This is a genomic window from Kineococcus lubricus (assembly GCF_050871965.1).
Classification (GTDB): domain Bacteria; phylum Actinomycetota; class Actinomycetes; order Actinomycetales; family Kineococcaceae; genus Kineococcus.
Genome location: NZ_JBJLSK010000006.1, coordinates 119,840 through 132,588, shown reverse-complemented (window position 1 = coordinate 132,588; position 12,749 = coordinate 119,840). Strand labels below are relative to the sequence as shown.

The following is a 12,749-nucleotide window of genomic DNA, read 5'->3' as shown; positions in this document are numbered from 1 at the left end:
CCACGACCGGCTCCGCCACACGCCCCGATCGGTGACGGGAAGAACATGGCCGAACACGGTTCGTCACCTACACTGGTCGCATGCTGGTCCTGACCCGCAAGGCCGGGGAATCCGTCGTCATCGGCGACGAGGTCGTGGTGCGCGTCCTGGAAGTGCGGGGAGACGTGGTCCGGGTCGGCATCGACGCCCCGCGCGACGTGCAGGTCCACCGCCAGGAGGTGTACGAGGCGGTCCGCGAGGCGAACATCGCCGCCGCCGGCGCCTCCGAGGAGGCCATCTCCGCCCTGCAGGGCATCGTCCGGCGCGCCGGCGCCCAGTAGCGCTCCGCCGGGCCCGCTCCACCCCTCAAGGTCGGCCCCGACCCGGCCGAGACCACCGGTGGGACGTGCCGCGGGCGCACGTCCCCGAGCCCGGGGCGACGGTGGAGGTGGACCATGACGGCACTGCCGTCCGCGCGACCGTCCGGTGCGGCCCACCGGGCACCGCGCACCGGCCCCGACCGTCCCGAGCGCGCGGCGGTGGCCCTGCTGGACGCGCACGGCGTCCTCGTCCACGCCGGCCCGGGCCTGGCCCACCTCCTCGGTCACGGAGCCGCCGACGTGCTCGGCACCGACCTGCTGCGCTCCCTGGCCGCCGGGGAGCTCACCGGTGACCTCGACCTGGAGGTCGCGGTCGTGCGGGCCGACGGCAGCCCCTCGACCCTGCGCGTGCAGGCCGGCGCCGTCCCCGGCGGCGGGGCCCTGCTGCACCTGCGCGACGTCGGCGCCGAGCGCGCCGACGCCGCCGAGGTCGCGGCGCTGCGCACCCGCCTGGCGCAGCTGGGAGCCGTCGTCGACGCCTCCCCGGACACCATCTACCGCATCCACCTCGGCCGCGGGCGCGTGGAGTGGACCAACACCGGCGGCGCCTCCCTGCTGGGCCTGCCCCCGGCGCAGGACGGAGCCGGGCCGGACGTCGTCCACCCCGACGACCTGCCCGGGGTCGAGCGCGCGGTGCGGTCCCTGCGCGAGGCCGCCCCCGGTGAGATCGTCGAGTGCACCTACCGCGTCGTGGCCGGCGGGAGCGAACGCTGGGTCCACACCCGCTCCACCGTCAGCGACCGCGACGCGCAGGGCCGGGCCGAGCAGGTCGTCGGCATCGCCCAGGACCTCACCGAGACCATCACCACCATGGACGCGCTGGCCGGGTCCGAGCGCCGCTTCCACGAGATCTTCGCCCGCGGCCCCGTCGGGATGGTGCTGTTCAGCCTGGAGGGGTGGGTCAGCGAGGTCAACGAGGCCCTGTGCACCTTCCTGGGCCGCGACGCCGCCGAGCTCGTCGGCGCCCCGGCCGCCGAGCTGCTCGAGCCCGGCGCCCACCCGGACCCGGCCGGTGCCGCCGAGCACGACGAGCCGGCCCCGGTGGCCGACCAGCAGGCCGCGCTGCTGGCCGGGACCGCCGAGGTCGTCCACCGCGAGCAGCGCTACGAGCTGCCCGGCGGGGGCGTGGCGTGGGCCCAGGTCACGCTGTCGCTGACGTCCTCCAGCACCGGTGAACCGGCCTTCCTGGCCTTCGTGGAGGACATCACCGCCCGCAAGCGCGAAGCCGAGCAGCTCGAGCACGCCGCCCTGCACGACCCGCTGACCGGGCTGCCCAACCGGGCCAAGGTCGAGGAGCGGCTGCGGACCGCGCTGGCCCGCACCCAGCGCCGCGGCGGGGGCTGCGCCGTCCTGTTCGTCGACCTCGACCACTTCAAGGACGTCAACGACAGCCTCGGGCACGCCGCCGGCGACGACCTGCTGCGCGACGTCGCCGACCGGCTGCGCGGCCTGCTGCGAGCCGGGGACATGGCCGCCCGCATCGGCGGCGACGAGTTCGTCCTGGTGTGCGAGGACGTCGCCGACGCCCAGGCGCTGGCCGCCATCGCCGACCGGGTCTGCGAGCGCATCACCATCCCCGTCGACCTGGGGCAGCGGACGGTCACCGTCACCGCCAGCGTCGGGGCGGCCCGCACCGCGGGGCCGCTGAGCGCCGAGGAGCTGATGCGCGAGGCCGACCGCGCCATGTACCGGTCCAAGGCCGCCGGGCGGGCGTGCTGGCGGGTGGCCTGAGCCCCGCCGCCCGTGCGGAGGACCCGCTCGGACGTGACCAAGGTCACTCGCTCCGCGGGGGGCGTGGGGGATTCGGTCACGAGCGGGTGTCGTTAACCTGAACGCGACCCGCCACCGATCGGTGAGGACAGCGTCGTCTGCGGTTCGAAGTACAGGCACCGTCCGAACCCACAGGAGGTCCGACATGGACGAGAACACCACCGAGAGCATCGTCGTCGACGTGCGCGAGGTCGAGCTGACCACCGTCGCGAACCCGCGCCGCACCCAGCTCTGATCCACGCCGCACCACGCAGGCCGGCCCCCGACGGGGGCCGGCCTGCGTCGTTCCGGGGGTCTTCCGCAGGTCCTCCCGCAGGTCAGGGGCTGCGCAGGACGCCCGCGCGGTACCAGTGGTGCAGGATCTCGTAGCCGTTGTCGCCGGTGACCCACGGCACGGGGGAGTCCTCGGGCATGGCGTCGGAGGCCAGCGGCCGGCCACCGGCCAGCAGCTGCTCGGCCGGGGTCAGCCGCCGGATCCCCACCCCGGCGACCCGCTCGGGGGCCGCGGAGAGGAACTCGGCGTACAGCGTCGGGTCGTGCTGGCCGTCGTCGCCGACCAGCAGCCACGTGACCTGCGGCAGCTCCCGCGCCAGCCGGGCCAGGCTCTCGCGCTTGTGGGCGCTGCCGTCGCGGAACCAGCCGGTGTTCGTCGGTCCCCAGTCGGTCAGCAGCAGCGGGCCGGGCGGGTACCCCGAGCGGTCCAGGAACCGCGCCAGGGTGGGCGCGACGTTCCACGCCCCGGTCGACAGGTACACCACGGGCGCACCCGGGTTCTCCGCGACGACCTGCCGGTACAGCTCGGCCATCCCGTTGACCGGCACCCGGGCCCGCTCGTCCAGCACGAAGGAGTTCCACGCCGCGACCAGCGGGCGCGGCAGGCGGGTCACCACCACGGTGTCGTCGATGTCCGACAGCAGCCCGGTGACCGGCTCGGGCCCGACCACCACGACGCGCGCGCTCCCGCTGTGCGGCAACGCCGACGGCGGCAGCGTCTCCGCCCCGCCCTCGGTGTCGTCCTCGACGAGCTCCACGTCCGGCGGCAGCGCGTCCGGGGCCGACGACTGCGGGCCCACGGTCAGGACGACCTCGTGCTCACCGGGCGGCAGGTCGATCTCGACCCGCTCGTCCAGGTAGCCCTCGCGGTTGGTGCGCACGACCCGCTCGTGCCCGCCGATGCGGACGGTCACCGCGGCGTCGGCGACCGGGACGGTGAGGAAATTGCGCCACCCGCGGACCTTGCGGACGACCTCGCGCTCGGCCTCGTCGCGGGTGTCCTCCCGGCCCAGCAGCACCCGCCCGAACACCCGCACCCACCCCGGACCGCCGTAGCCGGGGTAGGCCACGGCCCGCGCGTGGTAACCGCGACGGCGCAGCCGCGCACCCGCGAGGCCCTTGACGGCGTCCTCGATGCGCGCGGCCCGGTGCAGGCCGTGCTCACCGGGGCGCGGGGTCAGGTCCCCGCGCAGGTCCTCCAGGTCGCGCCGCGCCTCCTGCACGCGGCGCGCCCGGCGCTGGGAGGCGGTCAGGGCCGGCCCGTTGATCACCCGACCGACCCTAACGGGGGTCGAACCCCGCGGCGAGACGGTCGAACCCCTCGTCCAGCGGCACCCGCGGCTCCCAGCGCAGCCGTTCCCGCGTGCGGGTGGTGTCGAACCAGTGCGCGGTGGACAGCTGCTCGGCCAGGAACCGCGTCATGGGCGGCTCGTCGGGCAGCGCGAACCGCGTCCACACCCGCTCCACCAGGCTCCCGGCGGCCTTGGCCACCGACGACGGCACCCGCCGCGTGGGCGCCGGGGCCCCGGCGGCGGCGCAGATCCGGCCGAACACCTCCGCCACCGTGCGCGGTTCACCGTTGGTGACGACGAACGCCTCCCCGTGCACGCCGTCGTCCTCGGCGCGGTCCAGGGCCGCGACGAGCGCGTCCACGGCGTTGTCGACGTAGGTGGTGTCGATGAGCGCGGTGCCGTCGTCCAGCAGCGGCAACCGGCCCGCCGCGGCGCGCTCGGCGATGCGCTGCACCAGCTGGGTGTCCCCGGGACCCAGCACGATGTGCGGGCGCACCGCGACGACGGCGAAGCCGGGAGCGTCGGCGGCCAGCGCCAGCAGCTCAGCCTGCGCCTTCGTCCGCGCGTACGACCCGTGCGCGGCGGCCGGGTCGGCCGGGGTGGTGCCCACGCCCACCAGCGCCGACCCGGCGTGCGCCACCGAGGGGGAGGACACCATGACGAACCGGCCCACCCCGGCCGCGCGGGCCGCGGCGAGCAGGTTCGCGGTGCCGTCGACGTTCGTGGCGACGTACTCCGGGTGCGGGCCGGTCACCGACACCTTCGCCGCCAGGTGCACGACGGCCTGGACCCCGGCCACCGCCCGCGCGCACGCGTCGGGATCGGTCACCGACCCCAGGACCTCCTCGAAGCCCTCCAGGCCCGCCGGGCGGCGCTGCAGCACCCGCACCGAGTCCCCGCGGGCGGCGAACGCCCGGGCCGTCTCCCGGCCGAGCATCCCGCTCGCCCCGGTCACCAGGACCTTCACGCCAGCCTCCCCGCCCGCTCGCCGGCCAGGACCTGTTCGGCCCACGCGCTGACGCGGGCCCGGTCGATCTTGGAGTTGTGCCGCACGTCGGTGGGCAGCGCCGGCACCAGCAGCACCGCGGCCAGGTTGCGGCCGGTGGCCCCGCGCACCGCCTGCGACAGCGCGGGGTCGGCCACGGTGGTCCGCCGCACCGGCCGGGCGGCCTCGGCGACCACGACGAGCTGGCGCGCGGCCCGCGGCCCGATCCCCACGAGCGCGGCCCGCACGATGCCGGGCACCTGCTCGGCGCGCTGCTCGACGCCCACCGGGGTCACGACCTCGTCGGCGGTGACCACGACGTGCGCCAGCCGGCCCTCGATCCACACCCGGCCCCGCTCGTCCAGGTGACCCACGTCGCCGGTGCGGTGCCAGCGCCCGGGCCGCACCGCCCCCAGCAGGGTCGCCGAGGGCCGGACGTCGACGCTGGCGGCCTGGGTGGCCCACAGCTGGTCGTAGTGGTCCTTGACGTGCTCGCCGCCCACGACGACCTCGCCCACGACGCCGGGGGTGGTGACCAGGTCGGTCCCGGCGGCGCCGTCGGCGTCCAGCGGGGCGACCGCCACGGTGACGCCCTCGATCGGGCGGCCCACGCAGATCCCCTCGCCCGCACCGGCCTCGAGGATGTCCGACAGGCCCACGTCGGTCGCCGGCAGCACCTCCGTCGCCCCGTAGGGGGTGCGCGGGTCCGCCAGCGGCATCAGCTCGCGCACCCGCTGCAGCAGCGCCGTCGGGACCGGCGCACCGGCCGACAGCAACGTCGAGACCCGCCCCAGCGCCTGCCGCTGCGCCTCGTCGAGCGCACCGGCGGTGGCCAGGACGTTGACGACGGCGGCGGGGGACAGGAACGCCGAGGTGGCGCCCGCGGCGGCGACGGCGTCGGCCAGCGCGGCCGCCGTCAGCGTCGCCGGCCGGGTCACGTCCATGGCCGGGACGACGCAGGTGGCGCCCAGGGCGGGCCCGAACAGCGCGAACGGCGCGAACGCCGACACCAGCGGCTGCCCCGGGCCGATCCGGATGACCGCGCCCATGGCCCGCGCCAGCTGCGACAGCTGCCCGTGGGTGTAGACGACGCCCTTGGCCGGGCCGGTGGACCCGGAGGTGAACAGCACCGCGGCCTGCGCCTCGGCCGCCGGCTCGGCCGGCAGCGCGAACCCGGCCGCCAGCCGGTGCGCGCCGGCCCGCGCGACCTGCGGCAGGTCGGCCACCGCGATCCGCTGGCCGGGCCAGCGCAGCGCCCGCGCGGCCAGCAGCGCCTTCGGCACGCCCACGACCCAGTCCACCCCGGCGCCGGTCACCGCCCGCGACAGGCCCCGCACGCCCAGCCCGGCGTCGGCCACGACCGCGACCGCGCCGATGCGCAGCAGTGCGTACAGCGACGCCGTCAGGTCCGCCCCCGGCGGCACCAGCAGCGACACCCGCTGTCCCGGCCGCACCCCGTGGGCGACGAAGCCCGCGGCCAGTTCCCGCGTGCGCCGCCCCAGCAGCTCCCACGACACCGCCCGCGAGGTGCCGTCGGCGCGCATCTCCACCACCGCGGGGGTGTGCGCGACCGACGCGTCGCCCGAACGTTCCTCCAGCGCCGCCCACAGCCGCGCCGTCGGCACCGCCGGTGCGTCCGCGGCCCCGGTGGCCCCCGCGTCGGCGCCGGGGTTCAGGACCCGCTGGTCCAGCCAGCGCAGCACGACCGACGCGAACGCCGGGTCCTCCGGGGTCAGGTGCGAGGCGGAGGCGAACCGGTGCACGTCGGCGTGCGGGACGCGCTCGCGCCAGTCCCGCAGGAACCACTGCGTGAACACCGGGTCCCGCGGACCCCACGCCACCAGCGTCGGCACCCGCGCCGCGGCCAGCCGCGCCACGCCCGCGCTCACGTCGTCCAGCGCCGCCCGGCTCGGGTGGTCCGGTCCCACGGGCACGTCCGCCACGAACGCGTCGATCCCGTCGCGCTCGGCGGCGCTGCCGTAGGGGCTGCGGTAGGCGGCCAGCACCTCCGGGCTCAGCGCCGGGCGCGGCAGCGCCAGCGTCGTGCGCAGGAACGCCTGCGACGTCCGCGTCGCCAGCGACCGGACCCCCGGCGCCAGGACCGCCTTCAGCACCCCCGGGGCGCCCGCGTCGGCCGGCCAGCTCGCCGCGGTGTTCGCCACCACCAGGCCCGCCACCTCGACCCGCGACCGGCCGCCGTGCCGGCCCCCGCGCCGCCCCAGCTCCGCCGCCGCCCAGCCCGAGGCCACGATGCCGCCCCAGTCGTGACCGACCGCCACCACCGGGCCGGTCAGCTCCAGCGCCCCGACCAGACCGGCCAGGTCCTCGATGCGGTCCGCCAGCCGCCGCGTCGTGCCGGTGCGCTGGGAGAACCCCATCTCCAGCTGGTCCACCGCCACCACGCGCCAGCCCAGGTGCACCGCCGAGGCCGCCGAGGCCAGCCCCCGCCACAGGTACGACCACGTCGGGTTGCCGTGCACGCACAGCAACGTCCCCACCACGTCGCCCTCGGCCGCGTCCGGCGCGGTGTCCAGCACGTGCCAGGTCCGCGTCGCCCCGGAGTGGTCCGGCGCCTGCACCAGCCGCGACCAGCGGGCGTCCCAGCCCGGCAGGCCCGCCGGTGGGGTCACCGCGGGCAGTTCGAGCGTGCTCACCAGGCGATCTCGAGCATCGCCGTGTTCAGACCCGACCCCACACCCATCGCGATGACCTTGTCACCGGCGGAGAACTCCGGAGCCGACGCCGCCAGCGTCATCGGCAACGAGATCGGGCCCACGTTCCCCCACGTCGGGAACGTCATCGGCACCTTCGCCGGGTCCACCCCGATCCGCTCCACCAGCGTCTCGGTGTGCACCTTCGAGATCTGGTGGATGACGAACTTCTTCGCGTCCCGCCACCCCCACAGCGCGTCCCCGGCCTCGAAGGCGTCCACGACGATCTCGATGCCCTCGGTCAGCATCAGCTTCGCGTCGGTCCGCATGTGGTTCATGTCCCCGATGCACAGCTCGTGGTGCGCGGTGCCCGCCCGCGAGACCCCACCGACGATGCGGTGGCCCTCGGGGTGCTCGTCGGCGCGCCCGATGACCGCCGCCGCGGCCCCGCAGCCCAGCGTCATCGTCGCGAACTCGTTCAGGAAGTCCTTGCGCGTGATGCCCTCGCGCAGCAACCGGGACACCGTGCCCTCGTGCATCGAGCGCACGTCCTCGGCGCCCAGCACCACCGCGTACCGGATCATGCCCGCGTCGATCATCGCCGAGGCCACCTGCACGCCGTTCACCCACGCCAGGCACGCGTTGGCGATGTCGAAGTTCAGCGCCGACGTCGGCAGGTCCATCCCGTGGTGCACGCTCGTGGCGACCGCCGGCTCCAGGTGCGGGCGCGTCACCGTCGTCGAGATGACCATCCCGACCTCCGAGGCGTCCACCCCGGCCTCCGACAGCGCCTTCGCCCCGCACTCGGCGGCCACGTCCGAGGCCTGCTGACCCGGCGCCCACCAGCGGCGCTCCTGGACACCGGCGACCTTCTGCAGCAGCCCCGGCCGCAACCGCAGCCGCTCCAGCGTGGGCGCCAGCACCTCGTCGAAGTGCGACGACGGCACCACCACCGGCGCCTCGACGTGCGAGATCGACAGCAACGCCGCGTTCGCGGGCGCGAACGTCGAGTTCCCCTGGAACGGCGAACCCACGCGGTGCGCGGAGGCGGTCTCGGAGCTGGAAGGGTCGAACAAGGGCTTCCCCGATCTGGTCGTCGGCCGCGCGGCGGTGGCTCACCGTGCCGGATCCACCGTCCACCAGCGAGCGGCAGGGCCACCCGCGCGGCGGGAACTCAGGTTAACCGCCACCGTTCGCGGCGCTCGCCGAGGTCACCCCCGACCACCCGTGCCCCCACCGCGACCGGCCGCGGCCCGCGCCGCCAGCACGGCGGACGACGCACGCTCCAACGCCTCACGGGCCCCCGCCAGTTCCGCCCGCGACGGCACGACCCGCGCGAAGCACGCCCGCTGGACCACCGCGACCGCCCACCCCACCTCGTCCCACACCCCCGCCAACGTCCCGGGCCCCCCGGGTGTGAGGTCCCGGCCGAGCCCTCCTGCGGCACCGGGGGCTGCCACCCGCCGCCACCAGTCCTCCAGGCCCTCCGCCGGCCGCCGCCGCCACGACGCCGGCGAGGCCGCCTCGAACCCCTCCCAGGCCAGCAGCAGCGCCCGCACCGCCGGGTCCCCCCGGCGCGCCCCGGCCACCGCGACGGCGCCGGGGACCGGACCCACCGCCGTCCGGCGACCGGCCCGGCGCAGCAGCCACCACACCGCCCCGGCCCCCGCCAGCAGGACGGCGACGGCCAGCGCCCGCGCCGCCGGGTCCGCCAGCAGGGCCGCCACCCGGTCCCGCACCCACGACCACGATCCCCACCACGCCCGCGACCACCAGCTCCCGCCGCCGGCCTCGACCAGCGGCGCCCCCGCCGTCGGGTCCGAGGACACCCACCCCGTCCCCGGCACCCACACCTCCACCCACGCGTGCGCGTCGGCCGACCGCAGCACCCGCCGCCGCCCCTCGACCGCACCACCGGAGAACCCGGTGACCAGCCGCGCCGGGTACCCCGCCGCCCGCAGCAGCACCACCTGGGCGCTCGCGAACTGCTCGCAGAACCCGACCCGGTCGGTGAACAGGAACGCGTCCACCGCGTCCACCCCCGGCCCCGGCACCGGCGCGTCCAGGGAGTACCGCGCCACCGACCGCAGGTGCGCCGAGACCGCCCGCGCCGCCGACACCGCGTCCCGGCCCGCGGTCAGCTCCCGTCCCAGGTCCCGCACCCGCGCCGGCACCGACGCCGGCAGCGCCAGCCACCGCTGCGCCCGCACCGGCGCGTCCGCCGCCCCCGTCCCGGGGACGTCCCCGGCGTCCTCGAGCGAGGGCACGACCCGCGCCGAGACCCGGTAGGCGGACCCCGCCCCCGCCCCGGCCACCACCAGACCGGACCCGCTGTCCAGCAACCGGTCCGGCGACCTCAACGCCACCGGGGACCCCGCGCTGACCACCGCCGGGTAGGCCCCCAGCACCGCGACGTCGTCCGCCCGCACGCCCTCGGAGGCCCCGTCCTCGGGGACCGCGGAGTACTCGGTGGCGCCGGCCCCGGCGCGGGACGTCCACACCACCGGGTTCCCCGACGACGACCACGACCGCCCGTCGTACACGTCGAGCACCCCCGCCCGCCACAGCGCCGGCGAGTCCACCGGCACCGACAGCAGCCGCGTGCCCGCCAGCTCCCCGCGCGCCGACAGGTCCAGCGTCCCGCCCGCGTACGCCTGCGCGGACCGGGCCACCGACCCCGACGAGCTCCCGGGCGCACCCGGCAGGCCCGCCGCCCCACCGGCCCACCCGTCGCCTGCGGGTACCGGCACCAGCAGGAACAGCACCAGTCCCGCGACCGCCGCCGCGGCCGCCGCCCGCGCCGCCCGCCGCACCACCACCGCACGCACCGGCCGGTGCGGCACCGAGAACGCCGCCGCCGCCAGCACCGACCCCCACACCAGCACCAGCGGCCCGACCAGCCCACCCGAGGCCCCCGACCCCGCCGGCGAGCCCGCCGCCGCCACCGACACCAGCACCGCCAGCGCCAGCACCAGCCGCAGCTCCCGCACCGTGCGCACGGTCGCGAACTGCCGCGACCCCACCGCGCACGCCACCACCGGCCACACCGCCGGCACACCCCCCGCGGCCACCACGCCCGGCAGCCACACGACGCTCGCGAGCGCCCCACCGGCCCCGGCGAGCTGGGCGCCGACCCGGTGCCCGCGCAGCAGCGAGGCCACGACGACCGCGACCGCCGTGGTCAGCGCCGCCGCAGCCGGGACGACCCCGGTGACGACCAGGGCCAGGACCGCGCCGACGAGCGCGACGCCCGCGCAGCGCAGCGCCACCGCGGGCGGGGCGTGGGAGGCCAGCAGGTCGCCCGGCGCGACGTCCCCCGGCACCTCGCCCGGCACGTCGCCCCCGGTGGCTGCGCGCGGGCCCCTCACGCCGACCGCCAGCCGTCGGCGGCGGCCACGACGACGCGTCCGTGCGGGCCCGCCGTGCGCCGCGCGCGCTCCAGCGCCGCCCCGCCGGGCTGCGCGAGGACGTGCTCGGCCGGCTGCGCGGCGGCGAGCACGTCCAGCGCGGTGGCCCCCTCGGCCACCACCGGGGACGTCGGGTCCAGGACCGCGATGCGGCGACCGGCGGCCCGTCCGGCTCCGATCAGCGCCGCGACCTGCCCCAGGACGTCCTCGAAACCCGCCGGTGCGGTCGGCAGGACCACCACGAGCACCCCTTCGGGCGCCGCCTCGCGCTCGACGACGACCAGCGCCGGGCCGGTGGGCCCACCGCCGCGGCGGGCGCTGGCCCGCCAGTGCACGGCCGACGGCCGGTCCCCGGCGCGGAAGGGCCGCACCGCGGCCAGGTCGTCGGCGCCCGGGCGCGGCGCGGGGACGGGCAGCCGCGGCACGGCAGACGGCGCGGGGTGCACGGCCACCGCGGCCGGGACCGCCGCCCACCGGCGCTGCAGGTGCACGCCGAGCACGTCGGCGGCCTCGACGAGGACGACGGGCCCGGCGCTGAGCCCGCGCGAGCGCGCCGCCCGCGGCAGCCGCAGCTCCACGACCTGACCGGCGGCCAGGTCCGGCAACCCCGTGTGGCAGGGCGCGAAACCGTCCCCGCCCAGGTGCAGCACGACGGCCGGGCAGGGCCGGGAGGACGTGTTGCGCACCCGCACGACGTGCTCGACGACCTGCCCGGCCCGCGCCCGCGCCGGGACCCGCACCGACACCGCCAGCGACGTCACCGGCGGCGCGGTCAGCACGGCCAGCGCCGTCACCGCCAGCAGCAGGCACGCCACCAGCGCCAGCCACCGGTTGCCGACGCCGAAGGACAGCACGAGCAGCGCCGGACCGGACGTGGCCAGCGCGATGGGCCGCACCCGCACCCGCGGCCGGGTGGGGTGCCGGTCCAGCAGGTGCTCGGCCACCGGGGCCCGGGCCGTGTCGGGGGCCGCGCTCACCGCCGCAGGTCCACCGGGACCGAACCCACCAGACCGGCCGCCAGCCGTTCCTGGGTGAGCGTGCGCGCGGCCGTCCCGTCCTCGCCGGCCAGGGTGTGCCCGTCGCCGGGCACGAGCCGGTGCGCCAGCACGGGCACCACCAGCGCCTGCACGTCCTCCGGCACGACGTGGTCGCGCCCGGCCAGCAGCGCGCGGCCCTGCGCGCAGCGGACCAGTGTCACCGCCGCCCGCGTGCCCGCCCCCAGCAGGACCCGCGGGTCGGTGCGGGTGGCCCGGCACAGCCGGACGGCGAGGTCCACCACGGCGTCGGCCACGTGCACCGCGGCCGTGGCCTCCTGCAGCTCCAGCAGGCCGGCCAGGGACAGGACGGGGGACAGGCGCTCGGGCCGGTTCCCGGCGAGCTGCTCGCGCACCACCTGCCGCTCCACCTGCTCGTCCAGCGGCCCCAGCACGACGCGGACCGCGAACCGGTCCAGCTGCCCCTCCGGCAGCGGGTACGTGCCGTGCTGCTCCACGGGGTTCTGGGTGGCGACGAGCACGAAGGGGTCCGGGAGGAGGTGGCGCACGCCGTCGACGGTGACGGCCCGTTCCTCCATGGCCTCCAGGAACGCCGACTGCGTGCGCGGGGAGGTCCGGTTCAGCTCGTCGACCAGGACCACCGGGGCGAACACCGGCCCCGGCACGAACCGGAACCCGCCGGAGGCCGGGTCCCACACGCCCGAACCGGTCACGTCCGCCGGCAGCAGGTCGGCCGTGGCCTGCACCCGCCCGCACCGCGCGCCCAGCGACGCCGCGAACGCCGTCGCCAGCGTCGTCTTCCCGCTGCCGGGCACGTCCTCGACCAGGACGTGCCCGCGCGCCAGCACCGCGGCCACGAGCAGCTCCACCGCCGCTCGCCGGCCCCGCACGACCCGTTCGACCCCGTCCACCAGGGCCCGTGCTCGGGCGCAGGGGTCGGCGGGGTGCGGGTCGGTCACGGCGTGGTCCACCCGGTGGGCATCGGCACCGGCTCCCGCCCACCCGACGGCCGGTCCC

The 12,749-nt window shown here is 77.6% G+C and carries 9 protein-coding genes; 2 read left to right on the top strand and 7 right to left on the bottom strand.

The genetic code is table 11. From position 1 onward, the window contains the following. Positions 1 to 80 precede the first annotated feature (80 nt). Together csrA and ACRYRX_RS06365 are read left to right on the top strand one after the other, a co-directional pair. Positions 81 to 320 carry a carbon storage regulator CsrA gene (gene csrA, locus ACRYRX_RS06370; RefSeq protein WP_432510987.1) on the top strand — a complete coding sequence of 80 codons (240 nt, stop codon included), beginning with the start codon at positions 81 to 83 and terminating at the stop codon, positions 318 to 320. Between the two features lie 114 nt (positions 321 to 434). Further along, the gene (locus ACRYRX_RS06365) at positions 435 to 2,090 is read left to right on the top strand and encodes a diguanylate cyclase domain-containing protein (RefSeq protein WP_432510986.1); all 1,656 of its coding nucleotides are present in this window, start codon (positions 435 to 437) and stop codon (positions 2,088 to 2,090) included. Positions 2,091 to 2,446: 356 nt separating this feature from the next. Here ACRYRX_RS06365 and ACRYRX_RS06360 read toward each other — a convergent pair whose 3' ends face one another. From ACRYRX_RS06360 to ACRYRX_RS06330, 7 genes are all read right to left on the bottom strand, one after another. After that, positions 2,447 to 3,595, bottom strand: coding sequence for an App1 family protein (locus tag ACRYRX_RS06360; RefSeq protein WP_432511051.1), 1,149 nt, complete (start codon positions 3,593 to 3,595; stop codon positions 2,447 to 2,449). Between the two features lie 88 nt (positions 3,596 to 3,683). Further along, on the bottom strand, positions 3,684 to 4,661 hold the full coding sequence (locus ACRYRX_RS06355) for an NAD-dependent epimerase/dehydratase family protein (protein WP_432510985.1): 978 nt from the start codon (positions 4,659 to 4,661) through the stop codon (positions 3,684 to 3,686). Next, positions 4,658 to 7,333 carry an alpha/beta fold hydrolase gene (locus tag ACRYRX_RS06350; protein WP_432510984.1) on the bottom strand — a complete coding sequence of 892 codons (2,676 nt, stop codon included), beginning with the start codon at positions 7,331 to 7,333 and terminating at the stop codon, positions 4,658 to 4,660. Before ACRYRX_RS06350 ends, ACRYRX_RS06355 begins: the two co-directional genes overlap by 4 nt. Continuing rightward, positions 7,330 to 8,406, bottom strand: coding sequence for a 3-oxoacyl-ACP synthase III (locus tag ACRYRX_RS06345; RefSeq protein WP_432510983.1), 1,077 nt, complete (start codon positions 8,404 to 8,406; stop codon positions 7,330 to 7,332). The genes ACRYRX_RS06350 and ACRYRX_RS06345 overlap by 4 nt, the downstream gene beginning before the upstream one ends. Before the next feature lie 135 nt (positions 8,407 to 8,541). Then, positions 8,542 to 10,698, bottom strand: coding sequence for a transglutaminase-like domain-containing protein (locus tag ACRYRX_RS06340; RefSeq protein WP_432510982.1), 2,157 nt, complete (start codon positions 10,696 to 10,698; stop codon positions 8,542 to 8,544). After that, on the bottom strand, positions 10,695 to 11,714 hold the full coding sequence (locus ACRYRX_RS06335) for a DUF58 domain-containing protein (protein WP_432510981.1): 1,020 nt from the start codon (positions 11,712 to 11,714) through the stop codon (positions 10,695 to 10,697). The genes ACRYRX_RS06340 and ACRYRX_RS06335 overlap by 4 nt, the downstream gene beginning before the upstream one ends. Next, positions 11,711 to 12,691, bottom strand: coding sequence for an AAA family ATPase (locus ACRYRX_RS06330; RefSeq protein ID WP_432510980.1), 981 nt, complete (start codon positions 12,689 to 12,691; stop codon positions 11,711 to 11,713). The genes ACRYRX_RS06335 and ACRYRX_RS06330 overlap by 4 nt, the downstream gene beginning before the upstream one ends. Between the last annotated feature and the right edge of the window lie 58 nt (positions 12,692 to 12,749).

Excerpts from the sequence above, each read along its gene's own strand:
- ACRYRX_RS06365 (WP_432510986.1), top strand. The coding sequence starts at position 435 with ATGACGGCACTGCCGTCCGCGCGACCGTCCGGTGCGGCCCACCGGGCA.
- csrA (WP_432510987.1), top strand. The coding sequence starts at position 81 with ATGCTGGTCCTGACCCGCAAGGCCGGGGAATCCGTCGTCATCGGCGAC.